Source organism: Pseudomonas sp. GW822-FHT07A10 (assembly GCF_058798795.1).
Map to the genome: position 1 here is coordinate 60,757 of NZ_JBXAKV010000014.1, position 22,159 is coordinate 82,915.

The 22,159-nt window shown below is 60.1% G+C and carries 18 protein-coding genes; 14 read left to right on the plus strand and 4 right to left on the minus strand.

All coding sequences use genetic code 11. The features are described 5' to 3' along the window. Nucleotides 1–146: 146 nt before the first annotated feature. From AC1RL4_RS22045 to AC1RL4_RS22055, 3 genes are all read right to left on the minus strand, one after another. Nucleotides 147–518, minus strand: a complete 372-nt coding sequence (locus AC1RL4_RS22045) for a translation initiation factor Sui1 (protein ID WP_007914613.1) — start codon at nt 516–518, stop codon at nt 147–149. A gap of 175 nt (nt 519–693) precedes the next feature. Next, on the minus strand, nt 694–1,251 hold the full coding sequence (locus tag AC1RL4_RS22050; protein WP_019582277.1) for an NUDIX hydrolase: 558 nt from the start codon (nt 1,249–1,251) through the stop codon (nt 694–696). A gap of 3 nt (nt 1,252–1,254) precedes the next feature. Continuing rightward, nucleotides 1,255–2,322 carry a DUF2333 family protein gene (locus AC1RL4_RS22055; RefSeq protein WP_019582276.1) on the minus strand — a complete coding sequence of 356 codons (1,068 nt, stop codon included), beginning with the start codon at nt 2,320–2,322 and terminating at the stop codon, nt 1,255–1,257. A gap of 290 nt (nt 2,323–2,612) precedes the next feature. Between AC1RL4_RS22055 and gcbA the strand changes: the two genes are divergently transcribed. From gcbA to AC1RL4_RS22125, 14 genes are all read left to right on the plus strand, one after another. After that, nucleotides 2,613–4,283 carry a diguanylate cyclase GcbA gene (gene gcbA / locus AC1RL4_RS22060; protein ID WP_493120158.1) on the plus strand — a complete coding sequence of 557 codons (1,671 nt, stop codon included), beginning with the start codon at nt 2,613–2,615 and terminating at the stop codon, nt 4,281–4,283. A 51-nt stretch (nt 4,284–4,334) separates the two neighbouring features. Further along, complete coding sequence (locus AC1RL4_RS22065; protein ID WP_230175428.1) at nt 4,335–6,281, plus strand: methyl-accepting chemotaxis protein; 1,947 nt, start codon at nt 4,335–4,337, stop codon at nt 6,279–6,281. Between the two features lie 279 nt (nt 6,282–6,560). Continuing rightward, entirely contained in the window at nt 6,561–6,929 is a 369-nt protein-coding gene (locus AC1RL4_RS22070) for a hypothetical protein (RefSeq protein WP_230175426.1), read from the plus strand. A 200-nt stretch (nt 6,930–7,129) separates the two neighbouring features. Then, nucleotides 7,130–8,872, plus strand: a complete 1,743-nt coding sequence (locus AC1RL4_RS22075) for a protein-disulfide reductase DsbD (RefSeq protein WP_096481252.1) — start codon at nt 7,130–7,132, stop codon at nt 8,870–8,872. A 132-nt stretch (nt 8,873–9,004) separates the two neighbouring features. Next, nucleotides 9,005–9,457: a type II 3-dehydroquinate dehydratase gene (aroQ, locus tag AC1RL4_RS22080; protein WP_007937215.1), complete on the plus strand. Its 453-nt coding sequence runs from the start codon at nt 9,005–9,007 to the stop codon at nt 9,455–9,457. Between the two features lie 48 nt (nt 9,458–9,505). After that, nucleotides 9,506–9,970 carry an acetyl-CoA carboxylase biotin carboxyl carrier protein gene (gene accB, locus AC1RL4_RS22085; RefSeq protein ID WP_019582271.1) on the plus strand — a complete coding sequence of 155 codons (465 nt, stop codon included), beginning with the start codon at nt 9,506–9,508 and terminating at the stop codon, nt 9,968–9,970. 17 nt (nt 9,971–9,987) lie between these two features. Beyond that, complete coding sequence (gene accC, locus AC1RL4_RS22090) at nt 9,988–11,346, plus strand: acetyl-CoA carboxylase biotin carboxylase subunit (RefSeq protein ID WP_230175424.1); 1,359 nt, start codon at nt 9,988–9,990, stop codon at nt 11,344–11,346. Nucleotides 11,347–11,681: 335 nt separating this feature from the next. Next, nucleotides 11,682–12,560, plus strand: a complete 879-nt coding sequence (gene prmA / locus AC1RL4_RS22095; RefSeq protein ID WP_019582270.1) for a 50S ribosomal protein L11 methyltransferase — start codon at nt 11,682–11,684, stop codon at nt 12,558–12,560. A gap of 30 nt (nt 12,561–12,590) precedes the next feature. Beyond that, entirely contained in the window at nt 12,591–13,829 is a 1,239-nt protein-coding gene (locus AC1RL4_RS22100) for a DUF3426 domain-containing protein (RefSeq protein WP_019582269.1), read from the plus strand. Nucleotides 13,830–14,014: 185 nt separating this feature from the next. Next, nucleotides 14,015–15,025, plus strand: coding sequence for a tRNA dihydrouridine synthase DusB (dusB, locus tag AC1RL4_RS22105; RefSeq protein ID WP_018928425.1), 1,011 nt, complete (start codon nt 14,015–14,017; stop codon nt 15,023–15,025). Continuing rightward, nucleotides 15,022–15,342, plus strand: coding sequence for a DNA-binding transcriptional regulator Fis (gene fis, locus AC1RL4_RS22110; RefSeq protein ID WP_007907419.1), 321 nt, complete (start codon nt 15,022–15,024; stop codon nt 15,340–15,342). Before dusB ends, fis begins: the two co-directional genes overlap by 4 nt. A gap of 81 nt (nt 15,343–15,423) precedes the next feature. Beyond that, on the plus strand, nt 15,424–17,031 hold the full coding sequence (gene purH / locus AC1RL4_RS22115) for a bifunctional phosphoribosylaminoimidazolecarboxamide formyltransferase/IMP cyclohydrolase (protein WP_028940128.1): 1,608 nt from the start codon (nt 15,424–15,426) through the stop codon (nt 17,029–17,031). Nucleotides 17,032–17,220: 189 nt separating this feature from the next. Continuing rightward, complete coding sequence (gene purD / locus AC1RL4_RS22120) at nt 17,221–18,516, plus strand: phosphoribosylamine--glycine ligase (RefSeq protein ID WP_019582268.1); 1,296 nt, start codon at nt 17,221–17,223, stop codon at nt 18,514–18,516. Nucleotides 18,517–18,615: 99 nt separating this feature from the next. Beyond that, on the plus strand, nt 18,616–21,393 hold the full coding sequence (locus AC1RL4_RS22125; RefSeq protein WP_019582267.1) for a hybrid sensor histidine kinase/response regulator: 2,778 nt from the start codon (nt 18,616–18,618) through the stop codon (nt 21,391–21,393). Nucleotides 21,394–21,417: 24 nt separating this feature from the next. Here the strand turns inward: AC1RL4_RS22125 and AC1RL4_RS22130 are convergent, their stop codons facing one another. After that, entirely contained in the window at nt 21,418–22,113 is a 696-nt protein-coding gene (locus tag AC1RL4_RS22130; RefSeq protein WP_026331932.1) for a hypothetical protein, read from the minus strand. Nucleotides 22,114–22,159: the final 46 nt, after the last annotated feature.

The window sequence follows — 22,159 nt, forward strand, 5'->3', positions numbered from 1 at the left end:
GTTTCGTCAACGAGGGGGTAGACCTCGCTGACCGCAGTGAGTTTAGAAACCGGTCTTGAACAGGCTCTGTGAAAACCATGGAGACGACGCCAGACCAGAATGAAATCAGGACTGGATCAAGCCGCGGGTGGTTTTCACAGAGGCTGCTAGCCGCCGGACTTCTTCGCTTTGAAACCGTGTTTGATCAGCTCAGCCAAGAGTAGCTCGACATGATCGCCCTGGATTTCGATGATCCCGTCTTTCAACGCCCCACCGGTCCCGCAACGTTTCTTCAACGTGGTGGCCAGTTCCTTGAGCGCGTCTTCGGCCAACGGCACGCCGGTGATGGTCGTCACCGTCTTGCCGCCACGGCCCTTGCTTTCGCGACGCACGCGAGCGATGCCGTCGCCGGCCGGGATAACGGTTTGTTTGCAGATGCAGGCATCCACCGGTTTACTGCATTCCGGGCAATGACGACCTGCGTCGGTGGAAAATACCAGGCCACCAAGGGCGGCGAAGGATGCGGCTTTTTTGGCCACCGGCAATCCTCTTGGGAGGACAAAGACTGATCGCAACCTTGGGCAAGGTTATCGACCGCGAAGCCCCACTCAGGCAGGGGCAGCGCTACTGAGCCGGGCACTGCCGGTTCAGTTTGAAAAGGTCGCGCAGTGTAACGGCAAAAAGCCGACTTGCTAAGAGCCAATCGGCGCCAATTTACAGCTCTTTTGCGACGTCATCCCCTTGGGCGCGAAGATAGCGCTTCAGGGCTGCCAAAGAGTCCGGGCAGTACGGCTTTTGCTGGATTTCCAGCAGGACCTGATCAATCGGGATAAAGCGCGCTTCCAGCACCTCTTCCGGCTGCAGGATCAATGGGCCGTCCCACACCGCCGAAAACGCCGAACACCAGAGCCGGTTGCCGGTGTCCTCGAAGAAAAAGTGATCATGAGCGGTCAGTTCCACACCGCTCACCCCCAGCTCTTCTTCCAGCTCACGGGCGGCCGATTCGGCGTAGGTCTCGGTGGCCAGCACCATGCCGCCGGCCGCCACGTCCCAATAACCGGGATAAATCGCTTTGCTCAGGGTGCGCCGGTGAACGCACAGCTCGCCAGCAGAATTGAACAGCATGATGTAGGTGCCGCGCCCGATCAGCCCACGCTCACGCAGGTCGGAGCGCACCAGGGCGCCGAGCAGGTTGTCCTGCTCGTCGACCCAGGCGATCTGTTCGGCATCGGAGGCCGCGCGGTGGGCGGCCTCTTTAGCGCTATCTACCATGACTCAGCCCTGATTGAGCAGTTGACGCAAGTCGATCACCGCGGCGTTGGCCCGGGAGATGTAATTGGCCATGACCAGCGAGTGGTTGGCCAGCACACCGAAGCCGCTGCCGTTGAGGATCATCGGGCTCCAGACCGGCTCTTGCGAAGCCTCCAGCTCACGGATGATCTGGCGCACGCTGACCGTAGCGTTTTTCTTCGCCAGCACATCGGCGAAGTCGACTTCGATGGCGCGCAGCAGATGGGACAATGCCCAGGCCTGACCACGGGCTTCGTAGAACACGTTATCGATCTGCATCCACGGGGTTTCAACAACTTCTTCGTCAACCTGCGGCACCTGGCCGAGCGCCGGGACTTCGGTTTTCAGCGCAGTGTTGAGCTTGACCCGGCCAACGCTGGCCGACAGCCGTTGCGACAGCGAGCCCAGACGAGTCCCTACATCACCCAGCCAGTTGTTCAGGTTGTCGGCACGGGCGTAGAACAGCGCGCTCTTCTGGTCAGGCCCCGACAGACGTGCCTGATAGCGGCTCAGGGAGTTGATGCCCTCCTGATACTCGGACTCACTGGATGGCAGCACCCAGCTCTTGTTGTCGAAGTTGAAGCGCGGCTCGGCCTTGGCCAGGTCGGCGTCTTCGGCGGACTGCGACTGGGAACGGGCGAAGTCTTTACGCAGCGCACGGCTCAGGTCGCGGACCTGGACCAGCACGCCATATTCCCAGCTCGGCATGTTGTCCATCCACAGGCCCGGCGGGAAACGGTCGTTGGAAATATAGCCACCCGGTTTGGTCAGCAAGGTACCGGCGACAGTCTTGAGGGTTTCCACCGTGGTGTACCCGACCACCATCTGCTTGCCTTCTTTCTCGGCTGCCACCTGGGCATTTTGCTGAACCGGAAAGAGCGCGGGCTCCTGGCTCCAGTACCAGCCCAGCGCGATAGCCACCAACAGGTAAAGGCAAATCAGAGTGGCCAGCGCCCGACTGAACAACAGGCCACCAAAATAACTGCGGGTGGCCGATTTCGGTTCAGCGGCACGCTCAGGCGCGCTGCCCGTGCGGTTCTTCCAGTCCAGCATGGCGATATCCTTTCAATCACTTGAGTTCATCGGTTCGACTACAACCCTACGCCATCGTGCCTTATTTGCCGCGCATTAAATCCTGCGGGACACAGCGAGCCATACAATGACTGCAATCGAAGCCGTCACTATAAATGAAGCACAGCGTTGAGCCTATGCGACCAGTCGGTCGGGAACTGAATGATGTCGCTTTGCAGATTATTGACGCAGGACACTCATGCAATTGAAAAGAGGTGCTAGCATAGAGCCACCAGTCGATCTCAGCATGCACCCTAACTAGTAGTCAGGATATGACCGAGCCAGAAGACCCCAGCCGTGAGCGCCTCAAGCACCACTTTGCCCAGCGGGTAATTCATCAGGCACGTCAGATTCTTGAGATATGGCAACGCCTGCAACGCAACGAATGGTCCATCACCGACCTGTCGGAGCTGAGCGAGGCCAATCTGCGCCTACTGCGCTTTGCCGAACGTTTCGAACAACCGGAACACACCCTGCTGGCCCGTCATATCGGCCAGTCGCTGGAGGCCGTCGACGCCAATCGCGGACGCCTGAGCAGCGGATTGATCACTGACCTCAACCGCCTGATGCAGCGCTTGTCCCGTACCGGCCTGCGCCATGGCGATCAGCTCGAACAGACCTTTCTGCCACCGCTGCGCAAGCCGATCTACGTGATGCTGCAGGATCACGACCGGGCCGAACGGCTGGCCAAGCAACTTGAATTCTTCGGGCTCAGCGCCCAATCCCTGGGCAGTGTCGCCGCGTTCCGCGCCTCGATGGTCGAGCGGTTGCCGGCGGCGATTGTCATGGACGTCGACTTCAGTGGCCCCGGCATCGGCCTGAAACTGGCGGCCGAAGCCCAGCAAGGCCTTGAGCAGCCCTTGCCGCTGTTGTTTTTCAGCCTGCACGAAACCGATACCCCGACCCGCCTCGCCGCCGTGCGCGCCGGTGGCCAGGAGTTTCTCACCGGCACCCTCGAAGCCTCGAGCCTGCTGGAAAAGATCGAAGTGCTGACCTGCGTCGCCCAGTACGAACCTTATAAAGTGCTGATCATCGACGACTCCCGCGCACAGGCCTTGCACACCGAACGCCTGCTCAACAGCGCCGGGATCGTCACACGGACCTTGATCGAACCGATCCAGGCCATGGCCGAACTGGCGGATTTCCAGCCTGACCTGATCATCCTCGACATGTACATGCCGGCCTGCACCGGTACGGAACTGGCCAAGGTGATCCGCCATAACGACCGCTATGTCAGCGTGCCGATCATTTATCTGTCGGCCGAAGACGATCTGGACAAGCAGCTCGACGCCATGAGTGAGGGCGGCGACGACTTCCTGACCAAACCGATCAAGCCGCGACACCTGATCACCACCGTGCGCAACCGCGCGGCGCGGGCGCGCAATCTGAAAGCGCGGATGGTGCGCGACAGCCTGACCGGTTTGTACAACCACACCCATATTCTGCAGCTGCTCGAAGACTGTTCATTCCGTGCCCGTCGCGAAAACAAGCCGCTGAGCTTTGCGATGCTCGACATCGACCACTTCAAACGGGTCAACGACAGCCATGGCCACCCCATGGGCGACCGGGTGATCAAGAGTCTGGCGCTGTTCCTCAAGCAACGGTTGCGCAAGACCGACTTCATCGGCCGTTACGGCGGTGAAGAGTTCGCCATCGTCATGCCGGACACCGATATTGAATCGGCCTACAAGGTGCTCGATGAAATCCGTCAGCGCTTTGCCGAAATTCACTACCCCGCGCAACCCCAGGACCTCTGGTGCACCTTCAGTGCCGGTGTCGTCGAACTGCACGAAGGCTCCGACAGCCTGATGATGGCCACACAGGCAGACGAGGCGCTGTACCGCGCCAAGGACGCCGGACGCAACCGAGTGCAAGCCGCGCGGGAGTCAAAGCAAAGTGCCACTTTTTCATCGGAATCGACCGATTCGGTCATAACGCTGTAACAGAAACGCAATAACTTCAGGCACTTACCATTCTGCCGTTGGTAGTCCGCAATGCGCCTGAAGCTGTTGACCAATCTCAATACCCTCCTTCTGGTCGCCGTGTGCGTGGCCCTCGGCGCTACCCTCTGGTGGTCGCAAAAAGCCCTGGAGCGCCCCTATCTGTTGATGGAGCGTTACCTGGGCCTGTCCCAGCAGTTTCAAAATGAAGTGGCGCGCAACGTCGAGGATTACCTGGCCAGCGGCGATGCCCTGCGCCTGAGCAGCGCCAGCCAGGCCATCGACAGCCTGCAAAAAGAGCTCGGCGAATTACCTCCGACCCTGGCCGACACCTTGCGCCCCAGCCTGTCGAACCTGGAAGAGTTCAGCAAGACGGACTTGCTGGCTGCCGGCAAACTCGCCGGCGATCCACAAGCCCTGCTGCTGCAAGCCGAGCGCGAGCTCGGTGCCAGCCTCGATCAGCTCAGCCAGTACGCCAACGGCAACGCGGCGTACCTGACGCCTTTGCTCGCAGCTTCCCAGCATCTGGGCAAGTTGTCTTTGGCCCGGGACAAACTGGTCAGCAGCGGGCGCAGCGAACTGGCCGCCGATGTCGAGCGCGAAGTCGCCAGCATCCGCGTTCAGGCTGAACAATTGAACAGCTTGCCGCTGCTGGGGGTGACTGCCAGCAGTGAATCGAACACCGATGACTTCTCCGCCATGATGGGCCTGGAGAACACCGAGAAAGCCGTCGCCGAAGACGCCGGCGTCAGCCTCAAGCGTGAACTCAATAGCCTGCTCACCCGCTACCCGGCTGAACTGGCACGCACGCGCGAGCAGATCCAGAAACGCGCCGACCTCAGCGCCGCGACTCACTTGAAAATCACCGCCGTGCAGCAGGCCATCGCCGGGCTGGAACCGGTAGTGCGCGCCCAGCACGGGCAAATCCAGGGCGAAGTGCGGCTGATGCAGGGCGTGATGATCGGGCTGATTCTGCTGATCGCCTTGCTCATCGATACCTTGCAGCGACGCCTGGCCCGAACCCTGACCAATCTGGCACCAGCCCTTTCGATCTGGGCCGAGGGCGACTTCAGTCGCGACATTCAACTGGGTGCGACGAACCGCGAACTGCATGACATTCAAGCCTCGCTCAATCGCTTGCGTGCCTATCTGGTTGATCTGGTGGGGACCATTCGCCTCAATGCCGAGCAAGTCGCCGGCAGCAGCCGGACGCTGGCCGAATTGAGCAATGACCTGCACAGCGGCGCCGAGCATCAGGCCGGCGACACTGCGTTGATCCGCGACTCTCTCGGTGAACTCGAGGCGACGATTCAACAAGTCGCCGGTGATGCCAGCCAGGCCGCGGACGCCAGTCGTCATGCAGGGTTGGCGGTGGAACATGGTCAGAAGGTCATCGGCCTGAGCCTCACCGGGCTGCATGCGCTGGTGGGTGAAGTGCAAGGCAACGCGCAGATGATCGAACATCTGGCCGAAGAGTCGGCGACCATCGGCGGCGTGCTGACGGTGATTCGCTCGATTGCCGACCAGACCAACCTGCTGGCGCTGAATGCCGCCATCGAGGCGGCCCGCGCCGGGGAGATGGGCCGGGGATTTGCGGTGGTGGCCGAAGAGGTTCGTTCACTGGCGCAACGCACCGCTGGTGCCACGGCCGAGATTCAGACACTGATCGCTGGCCTGCAAACCGCCGCGCGGCAATCGGTCGAAGGCATGCGCGCCCAGGTCGAACACGCCGAAGCCACGGCCAACCAGGCCCAGGCCGCCGACGGTGCATTGGATAAAATCGTCGGAGCGATCCAGACCATTTCCGACACCGCCGTGCGCATCGCCGATGTCACTGCCCAGCAGAGCGGCGCCGTCAGCGAAATCCGCGATCACAGTGAGCGGATTCATCAATTGGGTGGGGATAACTTGCTGAGGATTGGTGAAGGGCGCAGCCAAGGCGAACATTTACTGACATTGGGTGGGCAGTTGCATACAGCGGTGCAGGCATTTCGGGTTTAAGGGCTCGGGCCTGAACGCTACCAACGAGCAAGATTATCGACACCTGAGTTTTTGTATGAAAACTCCTGTTTATCTATACGGTGCTTTTAGTCATCGTTTTGATGCTAGAGTTTAGCGCTTCAATCAATCGAGCGTGCACAGGAGTGCCCCGTGATAGTTCCAACGTCGCCCCCTGGTGTATCAACGCCCGATACAGGAACTACTCAAAAAACTGCATACACAATCGTCGCCTCCTCCCTGCTAGTTGTATGCTTGGCTTACATCGGCTGGACATGGCTCATGTCTTCCGGCAACCCGGTGCTGACCGATGTAGTACTTAAACTACCCCTTGGCGAAAACGGCTTCATCTACGGCGTCAAAGATGATCGAGGCGGAGCAACAGTACCGTTCAGCTATCGATACTATGTCTATCGCGAACTGACATCCAACGAGCAAATAGCGTCTGAACTCAAGACCGCTGGTCCGTTTTTAGTCACCCGAGATCCAGCCATAAAGGTCGATATCCAAGGTTCAACTATCAATGTATCGACCAACCAGGAAGTCTATGAGTATCACAGCAGCACGCTGTTTCGACATACCAACAGTAACCACTACACCCCTGTAACAATCAACTTGTGTAAACACTCCAGCGATCAACCAACAAAGTAAGCCCGAAGCCTGACTGAAACACCTCCCTGCAGGAGCTGCCGAAGGCTGCGATCATTTGATGTTGATCCTGGCGGCGGATCGAGCGTTGAAGATCAAAGTCAAAATATCGCAGCCTTTGGCAGCGCCTACGGGAGATCGGCGTAGTCGCATACATTGCACACTCAGCTATCATGCCCGCACCTCCAATACGCGAGATTGTCATGCGCCGTTTGCTCTGCCTGCTGTTTTTAGTGCTCGCCCTCCCGGCCTCCGCCGCCGGGTTGCTGGACAGTCGCCCCAGTTCCACCCTGGGTTCGATCAACAACAGCGCCGACTTTCTGCCGGTGCGCGAAGCCTTTCAGTTGAGCCTGGTAGAAAGTACGCCGCAATCGATCAAGCTGCGTTTCGTCGCCACCGAGGGTTACTACCTCTACCGCCATCGCTTCCAGTTTCGCGCCGATCCGGCCGACGTTGGCCTCGGCGCGGCTCAACTGCCCAAGGGCGAACAAAAGCACGATGAATACTTCGGCGATGTCGAGGTTTACCACGGCATTCTCGATGTAGAGCTGCCACGCACCGATTCCCGCGCCTTTACGCTGGCCGTGACCTATCAGGGCTGTGCCGACAAAGGCCTGTGCTACCCGCCCGAGACCGAGCGCCTGAGTATTGATGGCAGCGGTGCCACGACCACAGCCTGGGGCTGGCGCGAACTGGCGCTGTTCTTCCTCGCAGGCCTCGGCCTGACCTTCACCCCCTGTGTGCTGCCGATGCTGCCGATCCTCTCCGGGGTAGTCCTGCGCGGGCAGATTGGCGGTTTACGTGGCTTCAACCTGTCGCTGGCTTATGTGCTGCCGATGGCCATCTGCTTCGCCCTGTTGGGTGCATTGATGGGCATGTTCGGCGCACAGCTTAATCTTCAGGCGCGCTTGCAATCGGCTTGGGTGCTGGTGCCGTTCGCGATGTTTTTCGCAGTGTTTGCCTTGGCGATGTTCGGGGTGTTCGAACTGAAACTTCCCTACGCCATCAGCAGCCGCCTGGACCGGATCGCCGGGCGCACCGAAGGTGGCTCACTGTGGGGCGCGGCGGTGCTGGGCGTGGTGTCGAGCCTGCTGGTTTCGCCCTGCGTCTCGGCTCCCCTGGCCGGTGCGCTGCTGTACATCAGCGCCAGCGGCGATGCCTTGGGCGGCGGATTGAAACTGTTCATGCTTGGCCTGGGCATGGGCGCGCCGCTATTGCTGGTAGCGACTGGCGGCGCGGCCTGGTTGCCGAAAAGCGGGCCGTGGCTGATCTACGTGAAAAACGCGATTGGTGTGCTCTTGCTGGGGCTCGCGATCGGTTTGCTCAGCCGAGTATTGCCGGGCCAGATCACCTTACTGTTGATCGGCTTGCTCGCCGGTGGCGTCGGTTTGTTCATGGGCGCGCTGGAGTTTGTCTACAAGCCGCCGAGAAAACGCCTGGGGCAATTGCTGGGGATGTTTCTGCTGTTTTATGCACTGGCCTGTTGGTACGGCGCGTTCAGCGGTCAGTCCGATCCGTTCAACCCCATTGGCCAGCCGCGCATCGTCGCCAGCAACGAGCAGCAACCGCAAATCGCCAGCACCTGGCAAACCATCACCACTCCAGCCGAACTGGATCGCGCCCTCGCCGACGCCAAATCCTCCGGCACGCCGCTGCTGCTCGACTGGTACGCCGACTGGTGTATCAGTTGCAAAGTCATCGAACACCAAGTGCTCAACGATGCCAACGTCGTCGAACGTCTCAAAGGCTATCGACTAATCCGCTTCGACATCACCGCCAGTAACACCGAACAGCGCGCCCTGCTCGACCGCTACAAGCTGTTCGGCCCTCCGGCGCTGATGTTTTTCGGCAGGGACGGCGTCGAACGCACCGATGTGCGAGTGATCGGCGAGATAAACGCCACGGACTTCGCCGAACGTGTTGCGAAAGCAAATGACCGGATTTAATCACCCGGTCACATATTTCGCGCAAACATCGGCCATCGTGCTGCCTATTGCATAGAACTGGACAGTCACAAAGGCTTTGCGGCATAGTCGCCGGGTTCTGACAATTGCACACAGATAACAAAGGAGCAGCAGATGGCGACCCTATTGGTTTTGCACGGCCCTAACCTGAACCTGCTCGGTACCCGGGAACCGGGCGTCTACGGTGCAACCACCCTGGCACAAATCAACCAGGACCTGGAACAGCGGGCGCGCAATGCCGGCCACCATTTGCTTTACCTGCAAAGCAACGCCGAGTACGAATTGATTGACCGCATCCACGCTGCTCGCGGCGAAGGTGTGGACTTCATTCTGATCAATCCAGCAGCTTTTACGCATACAAGTGTCGCGTTACGTGACGCGCTGCTGGCGGTGAGCATCCCATTCATCGAAGTGCATTTGTCTAACGTGCATAAACGCGAACCTTTCCGCCATCACTCTTACTTCTCCGATGTAGCGGTGGGAGTGATCTGCGGCCTTGGCGCCAGCGGTTATCGACTGGCCCTGGAGGCCGCACTAGAGCAGCTTGAAAGACAGGCAACGGCTTGAACAACAAGCGTTAAACGCCCCTGACCGACCCTTGGGAGTTGATGATTCATGGATATCCGTAAAGTTAAGAAACTGATCGAATTGCTGGAAGAGTCCGGCATCGACGAGCTTGAGATCAAGGAAGGCGAAGAGTCCGTACGCATCAGCCGTCACAGCAAGACGCCGGCTCAGCAGTACTACGCACCGGCTCCGATGCATGCACCGGCTCCGGCACCAGTTGCTGCCGCCGCTCCGGTTGCTGCCGCTGCGCCTGCGGCGCCAGCTGCACCTACGCTGAACGGCTCCGTTGCCCGTTCGCCGATGGTCGGTACTTTCTATCGCAAATCTTCGCCGTCCTCGCCGTCCTTCGTTGAAGTTGGCCAGACCGTGAAGAAAGGCGACACCCTGTGCATCGTCGAAGCCATGAAGATGATGAACCACATCGAAGCTGAAGCCAGCGGTGTGATCGAATCCATCCTCGTCGAAGACGGCCAGCCGGTTGAGTACGACCAACCGCTGTTCACCATCGTTTGAATCGCGGAGAGCCTTTGATGACTGCGAAGTTGGAAAAAGTTCTGATCGCCAACCGCGGTGAGATCGCCCTGCGGATTCTGCGTGCCTGCAAGGAAATGGGCATCAAGACCGTCGCCGTTTACTCCAAGGCCGACAAAGAGCTGATGCACCTGGGCCTGGCAGACGAATCCGTCTGCATCGGTCCGGCCTCCGCCGCTCACTCCTACCTGCACATTCCGGCCATCATCGCCGCCGCTGAAGTGACCGGCGCAACCGCCATTCACCCAGGCTACGGTTTCCTTGCGGAAAACGCCGACTTTGCCGAACAGGTCGAGAACTCCGGTTTCGCGTTCATTGGCCCGAAAGCCGATACCATCCGCCTGATGGGCGACAAGGTATCGGCCAAGCACGCCATGATCGCCGCTGGCGTTCCAACCGTCCCGGGCTCCGACGGCCCACTGCCTGAAGACGAAGAAACCGCTCTGCGCATTGGTCGCGAAGTCGGTTATCCGGTGATCATCAAAGCCGCTGGCGGCGGTGGTGGTCGTGGCATGCGCGTGGTGCACAAAGAAGAAGACCTGATCTCCTCGGCGAAACTGACCCGCTCCGAAGCGGGCGCAGCGTTCGGCAACCCGATGGTCTATCTGGAAAAATTCCTGACCAACCCACGTCACGTGGAAGTTCAGGTGCTTTCCGACGGTCAGGGCCACGCCATCCATCTGGGCGACCGCGACTGCTCGCTGCAACGTCGTCACCAGAAGGTTCTCGAAGAAGCGCCGGCACCGGGCATCGACGAGAACGCGCGCGAGGAAGTCCTCGCCCGCTGCGTCAAGGCTTGCATCGACATCGGCTACCGTGGCGCCGGCACTTTCGAGTTCCTGTACGAGAATGGCCGCTTCTACTTCATCGAGATGAACACTCGTGTCCAGGTAGAGCACCCGGTATCGGAAATGGTCACCGGCATCGACATCGTCAAGGAGATGCTCAGCATCGCCGCCGGCAACAAGCTGTCGTTCACCCAGGATGACGTGGTCATCCGCGGTCACGCGCTGGAATGCCGGATCAACGCCGAAGACCCGAAAACGTTCATGCCGAGCCCAGGCACGGTCAAGCATTTCCACGCACCAGGCGGCAACGGCGTTCGCGTCGATTCGCACCTGTACAGTGGCTATGCCGTTCCGCCGAACTACGACTCGTTGATCGGCAAGCTGATCACCTACGGCGCAACCCGTGACGAAGCCATGGCGCGCATGCGTAATGCGCTGGACGAAATCGTTGTCGACGGGATCAAGACCAACATCCCGCTGCACCGTGATCTGACCCGTGACGAAGGCTTCTGCAAAGGGGGGGTGAACATTCACTACCTCGAGCACAAGCTGGGCGGCGACAAGCACTAAGCTTCAGCCGGAACACGACAAGGCCGCCTTCGGGCGGCTTTGTTGTTTCTGGGGATTGTTGATTGATCGATAAATACAAAATCCTGTGGTGAGGGGGCTTGCCCCCGTTGGGCTGCGAAGCAGTCCCTATCAATGCGCCACAGGCTTTCCTGACGAAACGCATTCAACAGATTTGCGGCTGCTGCGCAACCGAACGGGGGCAAGCCCCCTCGCCACAGTAATCCGCTCACTCCAGAGCATCGCAACCCGGTCGTCTTCTGCCGCGCGCTCGCGTAAACTTGCGCGCTTCTCGCAGCCCGCTAGGCTGCAATCTATATTTTTCAAAGGTGCCCGCCATGCCTTGGCTGCAAGTCCGTCTCGCCATCAGCCCAGAACAAGCCGAAACCTACGAAGACGCTTTCCTTGAAGTGGGCGCCGTGTCGGTGACCTTCATGGACGCCGAAGATCAGCCGATCTTCGAGCCGGAACTCAACACCACCCCGCTGTGGTCGCACACACACCTGCTGGCCTTGTTCGAAGGCGGCACTGACGCCGCCAGCGTGCTGGCACACCTGGAGTTGCTGACCGGTAGCCCGCTGCCCGAGCATCACAGCGAAGTGATCGAAGACCAGGACTGGGAACGCAGCTGGATGGATGGCTTCCAGCCGATGCGCTTCGGCCAGCGCCTGTGGATTGTCCCGAGCTGGCACGCCGCCCCTGAGCCTGACGCGGTGAACCTGCTGCTGGACCCAGGCCTGGCGTTCGGCACCGGCACTCACCCGACCACCGCGCTGTGCCTGGAATGGCTCGATGGCCAGGACCTGAAAGACTGCAACGTGCTGGATTTCGGCTGCGGCTCGGGGATTCTGGCGATTGCCGCCCTGTTGCTGGGCGCCAAACAAGCCGTCGGCACCGATATCGATGTGCAGGCCCTGGAGGCCTCCCGCGACAATGCCGGACGCAACAACATTGCCGACGAGCTGTTCCCGCTCTATCTGCCGGAAGATTTGCCGCAGGTTCAAGCCGACGTGCTGGTGGCCAACATTCTTGCCGGCCCGCTGGTGTCCCTGGCGCCGCAACTGTCCAGCCTGGTCAAGCCCGGCGGTCGCCTGGCGCTGTCGGGCATCCTCGCCGAACAGGGCGAAGAGGTCGCCGCCGCTTATGCCCGGGACTTCGATCTGGATCCGATCGCCAATCGCGACGGCTGGGTACGCATCACTGGCCGTCGGCGCTAGAATGAGCGCCTGCATAAACCGGATTGCCGCATGACCGATAGCTTCGTCACCCAGTGCCCGCATTGCCAAACCAGCTTCCGCGTCAGCCATGCTCAGTTGAGCGTGGCCCGTGGGGTGGTTCGTTGCGGCTCATGCTTGCAGGTATTCAACGCCGCCAAGCAGTTGCTTGAGCAACGGGCCGGCAAGGAAGCGGTAAAACCGGCTGCATCGGCGCCCGTAGAACCGCCCGTGCAGCGGGCCATCAGCCAAAAGCAATGGACCGCGGCCGAAATGGACCTGGACAGCCTGGACCTGGACGAAGAACTCGCCCGGCTCGAACAGCGGGAAATCCAGCCGACGACGGAGTTCGGTCGCCCTCGCGAAGACAGCCTCAGCGCTCGTCGCGACAGCACCGGACACGACGAAGCCCCTTGGCCCGACAGTCTCTTCAGTGAGTCGGCCGCCGATCGTGCGCAAGCCGCCGACACGCAGACGCCAGCACCGATGGTCGAACCGACGATCGAGCCAGGCAAACACTCGCGCACCGAGCCTTCGCTGTCCATGGAGCCCGTGCCACTGGACGATGAGCCCGAGATACAGCAACTGCGCCTGCACGACCCGCTCGACGCCCCGATCCCTTTTGGCAGCCTGTCGGCGAAAGCCGATGACGATGAGATCGACGATGACCTGCCCACCGTCGAGCCTCTGCGCAAGCGACGCGAACGCAGCGAACCGGCCATGCGCGCTGAAGCGCTACAGGACCTGACCGACGACCCGTTGCAACTGGATTGGCAAAAACGCCGCTCCCCCTGGGGTCGGCGCTTTTTCTGGCTGCTGCTGATCCTGCTCGGCGCTGCCGGCCTCGTCGGCCAATACGTCGCCTACCACTTCGACGAACTGGCGCGCCAGGACCAATATCGTCCGTGGTTCCAGCAACTGTGCCCGCACATCGGCTGCACAGTGCCGTCCAAGGTCGACATCGCAAAAGTCAAAAGCAGCAATCTGGTGGTCCGCAGCCACCCGGACTTCAATGGGGCGCTGGTGGTCGATGCCATCATTTATAACCGTGCGCCCTTCTCCCAGCCGTTCCCGCTGCTGGAGCTGCGTTTTGCCGACCTCAACGGCCACCTGATCGCCAGCCGCCGCTTCAAGCCCGGCGAGTACCTCAACGGCGATCTCGAAGGCCTGGCCGAAATGCCGCCGCAAACGCCGATCCACATCGCGCTGGACATTCTCGACCCAGGCCCCAAAGCGGTGAACTACAGCCTGAGCTTCCATTCGCCCGAGTGAAACACTCAAGCGTTGCAGGCTTGACGGCGGTTTCCTGACTTTGACCGTTCAAACCAAACCGCTGGCGATAACGAATTAGTTGTTCAGATTTTGTTCAATTCAGCCTTTATCCAGTCATCGAGAGCGGGTATCATGCCAACCCTTTTTCGAACTCTCATGATCCGGCCCCACAACAGGGAAGTCCTATGTCGGCGGTACGCATCGGTCCATATACATTGCACAACGGTTTGATCCTCGCCCCCATGGCGGGCGTCACCGACCAGCCCTTTCGTCAGCTGTGCAAACGATTGGGCGCAGGACTTGTAGTCTCGGAAATGGTCACCAGCGACATGAGCTTGTGGAACACCCGCAAATCGCGGATGCGCATGATCCACGAAGGCGATCCCGAGCCCCGCTCGGTACAGATCGCCGGCGGAGATGCGCAGATGCTGGCGGATGCGGCCCGGGCCAACGTCGAACTGGGTGCACAGATTATTGACATCAACATGGGCTGTCCGGCGAAGAAGGTCTGCAACAAGGCTGCCGGCTCCGCACTGTTGAAAGATGAAGCATTGGTGACCGAGATCCTGCAGGCCGTGGTGGCTGCGGTCGATGTGCCGGTCACCCTGAAGATCCGCACCGGCTGGGACCGGGCGAACAAGAACGGTCTGACGGTGGCGAAGATCGCCGAACAGGCAGGCATCACGGCGTTGGCCGTACATGGCCGCACGCGTGCCGACCTGTACACCGGGGAAGCCGAGTACGACACCATCGCCGCGATCAAGCAGGCGGTGTCGATTCCGGTCTTCGCCAATGGCGATATCGATTCGCCCGAGAAAGCCCGGTACGTGCTCGACGCGACCGGTGCCGATGGCCTGTTGGTGGGCCGGGCTGCCCAGGGGCAGCCATGGATTTTTCGTGAGATCGACCATTATCTGCGTACCGGCGAAAAACTCCCGGCACCGGAACTGATCGAGGTGGAATGTATTCTGCTTGAGCATCTGGCCGCGCTGCATGCCTTCTATGGCGACGTCATGGGCGTGCGCATAGCTCGCAAGCATGTGGGCTGGTATCTCGCAACCTTGCCGGGCGCCAGGGAGTTTCGCGCCCACTTCAATCGTTTGGAAGATACGGAAGCACAATGCGCCTACGTTCGAGGCTTCTTCGCCGAACGTTACAAGAGCCTGACAGGGGACGGAGAAGGGGTGGCCGCATGACGATGATGACCGAGACTTTAGTGAGTGGAACAACACCCGTGAGCGACAACGTGAATTTGAAACAGCACCTCAATACACCGAGCGAAGAAGGTCAGACCCTTCGCGGGAGTGTCGAGAAGGCGCTGCACAATTATTTCGCCCACCTTGAGGGCGCTGCCGTCACGGATGTGTACAACCTGGTGCTCTCCGAAGTCGAGGCTCCCCTGCTCGAATGCGTGATGAACTACGTCAAGGGCAACCAGACCAAGGCCAGTGAGCTGCTCGGGCTGAACCGGGGCACCCTGCGCAAGAAACTCAAGCAGTACGATTTGCTGTAAGCATTCAATCAAACCAGAAAGGCGCCCGCGTAAAACCGGTCGCCTTTTTTGCTGACTCCTTTGCTTTTGATGGAAATTGAGATGACCGACCAGACTACCCGCCTGCCGATCCGCCGCGCCTTGATCAGCGTTTCCGACAAGACCGGGATCCTTGAATTCGCCAAAGAGCTCGAAGCCCTGGGCGTCGAGATCCTCTCCACCGGCGGGACGTTCAAGCTGCTGCGCGACAACGGCGTTGCCGCAGTAGAAGTCGCGGATTACACCGGTTTCGCAGAAATGATGGACGGTCGGGTAAAAACCCTGCACCCGAAAATCCACGGCGGGATCCTCGGTCGTCGCGGTATCGACGACGCCATCATGAGCGAGCACGGCATCAAGCCGATCGATCTGGTAGCGGTCAACCTGTACCCGTTCGAAGCCACCATCAACAAGCCAGGCTGCGACCTGCCGACCGCCATCGAGAACATCGATATCGGCGGCCCGACCATGGTTCGTTCGGCGGCAAAAAACCACAAAGACGTGGCCATCGTGGTGAATGCCAGCGATTACGCCAACGTTCTGGAAAGCCTCAAGGCCGGCGGCCTGACCTACGCTCAGCGTTTCGATCTGATGCTCAAGGCCTTCGAACACACCGCCGCCTACGACGGCATGATCGCCAACTACATGGGCACCGTGAACCAGGCGGCTGAAACCCTCAGCACAGAAGGCCGCAGCGAATTCCCGCGCACCTTCAACAGCCAGTTCATCAAGGCTCAGGAAATGCGCTACGGCGAGAACCCGCACCAGAGCGCGGCGTTCTACGTTGAAGCCAAGCCTGCCGAAGTCGGCATCGCCACGGCGACCCAACTGCAAGGCAAAGAGCTGTCGTACAACAACGTGGCCGACACCGACGCCGCACTGGAATGCGTGAAGAGCTTCGTCAAGCCGGCCTGCGTGATCGTCAAGCACGCCAACCCGTGCGGCGTGGCCGTGAGCCCGGACGCCGAAGGCGGCATCCGTCAAGCCTACGAACTGGCCTACGCCACCGACACCGAGTCGGCGTTCGGCGGCATCATCGCGTTCAACCGCGAGCTGGATGCTGAAACCGCCAAGGCCATCGTCGAGCGTCAGTTCGTCGAAGTGATCATCGCCCCGTCCGTCAGCGCAGAAGCCCGCGCCATCGTGGCAGCCAAGGCCAACGTACGCCTGCTGGCCTGCGGCGAGTGGTCGGCTGACCGCGTTCCGGCCTGGGACTACAAACGCGTCAACGGCGGTTTGCTGGTACAGAGCCGCGACATCGGCATGATCGGCAGCGAAGACCTGAAAGTGGTGACCAAGCGCGCGCCAACCGAGCAGGAAATCAACGACCTGATCTTCGCCTGGAAGGTCGCCAAGTACGTCAAGTCCAACGCCATCGTCTACGCCAAGAACCGTCAGACCATCGGTGTCGGCGCCGGCCAGATGAGCCGCGTGAACTCCGCGCGTATCGCCGCGATCAAGGCTGAACACGCAGGCCTGCAGGTGCAGGGCGCGGTCATGGCATCGGATGCGTTCTTCCCGTTCCGCGACGGCATCGACAACGCGGCCAAGGTCGGTATCACTGCGGTGATCCAGCCAGGTGGCTCGATGCGTGATAACGAAGTGATTGCCGCAGCTGATGAAGCCGGCATCGCCATGGTCTTCACCGGCATGCGCCACTTCCGTCACTAATAAGACAACGGCCGCACTGAACCCGGTATCTGCTGCGTTGGAGCCGACCTCGATGATGCTCATTGCCAAAAGGCAGCTCCGCTCATCAAGGTCGACTCCGCCTTGTATCTACCGGCTTCATTGCGACCTCCTACGGCGTGAAGCGCTTTAGGTTCCAAAACAGAATTAGCGTCATCCGAGGTTTTTGAAATGAATGTTTTGATCATTGGCAGCGGTGGCCGTGAACACGCCCTGGCCTGGAAAGTGGCTCAGGATCCGCGCGTGCAGAAAGTGTTCGTTGCCCCGGGCAACGCTGGCACCGCCATTGAAGCCAAGTGCGAGAACGTCGCCATCGACGTGCTCGCCCTCGAGCAGCTTGCAGATTTCGCGGAGAAAAACGTTTCCCTCACCATCGTCGGCCCGGAAGTGCCGCTGGTTGCAGGCGTTGTCGATCTGTTCCGCTCCCGTGGCCTGGATTGCTTCGGCCCGACCGCGGGTGCCGCGCAACTGGAAGGTTCGAAAGCCTTTACCAAGGATTTCCTGGCGCGTCACAAGATCCCGACCGCCGACTACCAGAACTTCACCGAGATCGAGCCGGCCCTGGCTTATCTGCGTGAAAAAGGCGCACCGATCGTGATCAAGGCCGACGGCCTGGCTGCCGGCAAAGGCGTGATCGTGGCCATGACATTGGCTGAAGCTGAAGACGCGGTGCGCGACATGCTCGCTGGCAACGCGTTTGGCGATGCCGGCTCCCGGGTGGTCATCGAAGAGTTCCTGGACGGCGAAGAAGCCAGCTTCATCGTCATGGTCGACGGCAAGAACGTGCTGCCGATGGCCACCAGCCAGGACCACAAACGCGTCGGCGACGGCGACACCGGTCCGAACACCGGCGGCATGGGCGCTTACTCCCCGGCTCCGGTCGTCACGGCCGAAGTCCATCAACGGGTCATGGACCTGGTGATCTGGCCAACCGTGCGCGGCATGGCCGAGGAAGGCAACGTCTACACCGGTTTCCTCTATGCCGGCTTGATGATCGACAAGGCTGGTAACCCAAAAGTTATCGAGTTCAACTGCCGTTTCGGCGATCCTGAGACCCAACCGGTGATGCTGCGTTTGCAGTCGAGCCTGGTGTTGCTGGTCGAAGCGGCCCTGGCGCAAGCGCTGGACAAGGTCGAAGCACAGTGGGATCCACGTCCGAGCGTCGGCGTCGTATTGGCCGCTGGCGGTTACCCGGGTGACTACGCCAAAGGCGTTGCCATCAACGGTCTGGATGCAGCCGCGGCACTGGAAGGCAAAGTCTTCCACGCCGGCACTGCACTCAAGGACGGTCAGGTGGTGACGGCCGGTGGTCGGGTACTGTGCGCAACCGCCATGGGCACCAGCGTCGACGCAGCCCAGCAGCAGGCTTACAAACTGGCGGCTAAAATCGACTGGGAAGGCTGCTTCTATCGTAAGGACATTGGCTACCGCGCCATTGCCCGCGAGCGTGGCGAAAATCAGGAATAAGCCATCCACTCGGCCAGGCAAGGGCTTGCAGCCCTTGCCGGACTATTCCGGCGCCGCGCATAGTTATATTCTGGCATCAACCTACGAAGGGATTTCGCCGTGCGCTGGCTCAGGATTGCCATAGGCTTCACCGTCACTCTGCTGACCTTGCTCTGCATGCTCCCGGCCCAGGCCACGCAAGGCAGTGGCTGGGCGGTATTGCTCGACGAACAGGGCGATCTACAGCTGAGCGACATCCGCTCCGGCCGCTACACCAATCAATTCAGCCCCGTCGAACTCGACCGCCTTACCGCAGCCGGGCCCGAGGGTGCGCTGTGGCTGCGTTTCAGGCTGGCACCCGGCAAACACGAACAGTTGCTGAGGGTGTTCGCCCCCGACCTGTCGCACCTCAATCTGTATGTGCTCGACGGCGACCAACTGATCGATCAATTGAATACCGGCACCGGGCAGCCTCAGGCTGAGCGCCCCCTGCCCAGTAACGACTTCATGTTGCCGCTGCCACAAAGCGACAAAACCCTCGACATCTATATGCGACTGGTCTCCGAACACCAGTTTCGGCCTTACATCACCCTGCAATCGGCGGTCATGAGCGCAGCCACTCAGAACCAGACGTTGATCTACGGTCTGCTCTTTGGCTGTCTCGGAATGCTGATCCTGCATAACCTGACCCGCTACACCTACACCCGCTCGCGTAGCAGCCTCTGGCTGGCAGCGTGCGAAGGGTTGCTGCTGCTCAGCCTGGTGCTGCTGCTGAACCTGGCCCGACCATGGTTACCGAACTGGTCCGTCGTACAAACACCCGGTGCCTATCTTGCCTTGCTGCTGACCGCACCTTGCGGCCTGATGTTCGCCTACCGCTTCTTCGCCCCGCTCGGCCCACACCCGCTGAACAAGCTGCTGCTGGGGGACATCCTGTTCATCGTGGCCTGCGGCCTGCTGCTGTTGTTCGTCAACACCCTGCCGCTGAACCTGATCACGTACGCACTGGTTGCCCTGGCCGGCCTGAGCATGTTGTTCGTCAGTGCCCATCACTGGCAAAAAGGTTATCGCCCGGCTCGCCTGTTCGTGGCGGCCATGGTGGTGTTCAACCTTGGCACGTTGATTATCCTGCCGGCGCTGCAGGGGCTGACCCTTGTCGCCCCGCAAGGCCTGATCATCACCCTGCTGGTGTTTATCTGTATCAGTGGCCTGTTGATGAGTGTGGCCCTGGGCGAGCGACAGCGTAGCATCACCGAAGACCGTTTCAGCGTCAGTCGCGACCTGGCTGCCAGCAATGCCGAAATAAACGCCAAGGCTGAATTCCTGGCGAAAATCAGCCACGAAATCCGCACCCCGATGAATGGTGTGCTGGGCATGACCGAACTGCTGCTGGGCACCCCGCTGTCGGTCAAGCAGCGCGACTATGTGCAAACCATCCATAGCGCCGGCAACGAACTGCTGACGCTGATCAACGAAATTCTCGACATCTCCAAGCTCGAGTCAGGACAGATCGAGCTGGACGATGTGCAGTTCGACCTCAATGCCCTGATCGAAGACTGCCTGAGCATCTTCCGCGCCAAGGCCGAACAACAAAACATCGAGCTGATCAGTTTTATCCAGCCACAGGTACCGCGCGTCATCAGCGGTGATCCGACGCGCCTGCGCCAGACCCTGCTGAGCCTGCTGGAAAACGCCCTGAAGAAAACCGATGAAGGCGAGATTCTGATCGTTGTCGCCCTGGATGAACGCAGCGCCAAACCACGGCTGCGCATCGCCGTGCAGGACAGCGGCCAGCCGATGGAGGCTGAAGAGCGCGACGCACTGATGCACGCCGAGCTGCACAGCAAGCATTTCCTCTCGGCCACCAGCCTGGGGGGCAATCTGGGGCTGGTGATTGCCCGTCAGCTGATCCGTTTGATGCAGGGCGAATTCGGCATCAAGAGCGGCGCCAACCAGGGCAGCACATTGTGGCTGACCCTGCCACTGGACCCGGACCGTCTCGAGCATCCGACCTCGGACCTGGACAGCCCGTTGCAAGGCGCACGCGTACTGGTCGTGGACGACAACGACACCTGTCGCAAGGTGCTGGTGCAGCAGTGCAGCGCCTGGGGCCTGAACGTCAGCGCCGTACCGTCCGGCAAGGAGGCCCTGGCGCTGCTGCGCACCAAGGCCCACCTGCGCGATTATTTCGACGTGGTCCTGCTGGACCAGAACATGCCTGGTATGACCGGCATGCAACTGGCCGCCAAGATCAAGGAAGACCCGAGCCTGAACCACGACATTCTGCTGATCATGCTCACCGGCATCAGCAACGCGCCGAGCAAGATCATCGCGCGCAACTCCGGGATCAAGCGCATCCTCGCCAAGCCAGTGGCCGGCTACACCCTCAAGACCACCCTGGCGGAAGAACTGAACCAGCGCAACAACGGCCCGACTACCTCGCAGCACCTGCCCACCGGCCCTACCCTTCCGGTCAAGGTGCCCAGCGACTTCCGCATCCTGGTGGCCGAAGACAACAGCATCTCGACCAAGGTCATCCGCGGCATGCTGGGCAAGCTCAACCTGCAACCGGATACCGCCAGCAATGGCGAGGAAGCCTTGGTGGCAATGAAGGCCCAGCGTTACGATCTGGTGCTGATGGACTGCGAAATGCCGATCCTTGACGGTTTCTCCGCCACCCAGCAATTGCGTGCCTGGGAAGTCGGCAACCAGCGGATTCGCACCCCCGTGGTGGCGTTGACCGCGCACATCCTCGCCGAACACAAAGAGCGCGCGCGTCAGGCCGGCATGGATGGGCACATGGCCAAACCGGTCGAGCTGTCGCAGTTGCGAGATTTGATCGAGCATTGGGTTGCCCAGCGCGATCAGCAGCATCGTGCCACGACTCAACCATCGTGAATCGACAGACTTAAAAGCGACTGGCTACTTATTGGGCGTTGGCGAACGCACCGTCTTTATCAGGTCCTCACGAGTAGCGGCAACGGCTATTGCAATTCTCTTGCGCCACGGCTCAAAGGCCATCGGATCCAGCACTGAAATACAGCCGTTGAACTCGACATCCCCAACGATATCGTTAGTTCGAAAGATGTGCTCGATGATTGAATTCGGGAGCGTTTCACGGGTTGTGATACTGCCAGTCAAATAGATTAACCGCGTCCCCTCCAGGGCAATACCGACCTGCAATCGGACTCTCGTCAGGCTCGACGCCTGATCCTCAGCAACCGAATACTGGCGAAGTAAAGCGCGTGCCGCACTGTGTGGTGGCAGTCTGGACAGCTCGATAAGTGCACGGTCGATGGCTTCAATATAGGTGTTGGAAAGATAACGACTGACTTTGGATGCCAGCATTTTACTTATCGTCAGGCACGGCAGTTCTGAATCAGGTTCGAACGAACCACCGAAGTCTTGAAGACGAGTCCAGCCAAACTGATTAAATTGTGAGCGGTACAGTTCCCACCACTGTTCATACTCGCCCAATGAAGGCCGCGTGGCCGTCGCCGCAAGCTGCATATATAAAGTCGAGTCCAGCACATCATCACGCGCCCCCTGACTCAGCTCATGCGACAGTAACAAAATGCTCCCGACATCAATACATATGTCGTAATTTGAATTCAACATAAGCGTTACTTCTTGGCAATCAAAAAAACCGGAGGCAAACGCCTCC

Bases quoted from the DNA above. Each gene is read 5' to 3' on its own strand.
- purD (WP_019582268.1), top strand. From the start codon at position 17,221: ATGAATGTTTTGATCATTGGCAGCGGTGGCCGTGAACACGCCCTGGCC.
- fis (WP_007907419.1), top strand. From the start codon at position 15,022: ATGACGATGATGACCGAGACTTTAGTGAGTGGAACAACACCCGTGAGC.
- dusB (WP_018928425.1), top strand. From the start codon at position 14,015: ATGTCGGCGGTACGCATCGGTCCATATACATTGCACAACGGTTTGATC.
- gcbA (WP_493120158.1), top strand. From the start codon at position 2,613: ATGACCGAGCCAGAAGACCCCAGCCGTGAGCGCCTCAAGCACCACTTT.
- accB (WP_019582271.1), top strand. From the start codon at position 9,506: ATGGATATCCGTAAAGTTAAGAAACTGATCGAATTGCTGGAAGAGTCC.
- AC1RL4_RS22055 (WP_019582276.1), bottom strand. From the start codon at position 2,322: ATGCTGGACTGGAAGAACCGCACGGGCAGCGCGCCTGAGCGTGCCGCT.
- prmA (WP_019582270.1), top strand. From the start codon at position 11,682: ATGCCTTGGCTGCAAGTCCGTCTCGCCATCAGCCCAGAACAAGCCGAA.
- accC (WP_230175424.1), top strand. From the start codon at position 9,988: ATGACTGCGAAGTTGGAAAAAGTTCTGATCGCCAACCGCGGTGAGATC.
- aroQ (WP_007937215.1), top strand. From the start codon at position 9,005: ATGGCGACCCTATTGGTTTTGCACGGCCCTAACCTGAACCTGCTCGGT.
- AC1RL4_RS22130 (WP_026331932.1), bottom strand. From the start codon at position 22,113: ATGTTGAATTCAAATTACGACATATGTATTGATGTCGGGAGCATTTTG.
- AC1RL4_RS22070 (WP_230175426.1), top strand. From the start codon at position 6,561: ATGTCTTCCGGCAACCCGGTGCTGACCGATGTAGTACTTAAACTACCC.
- AC1RL4_RS22075 (WP_096481252.1), top strand. From the start codon at position 7,130: ATGCGCCGTTTGCTCTGCCTGCTGTTTTTAGTGCTCGCCCTCCCGGCC.
- AC1RL4_RS22065 (WP_230175428.1), top strand. From the start codon at position 4,335: ATGCGCCTGAAGCTGTTGACCAATCTCAATACCCTCCTTCTGGTCGCC.
- AC1RL4_RS22100 (WP_019582269.1), top strand. From the start codon at position 12,591: ATGACCGATAGCTTCGTCACCCAGTGCCCGCATTGCCAAACCAGCTTC.
- AC1RL4_RS22050 (WP_019582277.1), bottom strand. From the start codon at position 1,251: ATGGTAGATAGCGCTAAAGAGGCCGCCCACCGCGCGGCCTCCGATGCC.
- purH (WP_028940128.1), top strand. From the start codon at position 15,424: ATGACCGACCAGACTACCCGCCTGCCGATCCGCCGCGCCTTGATCAGC.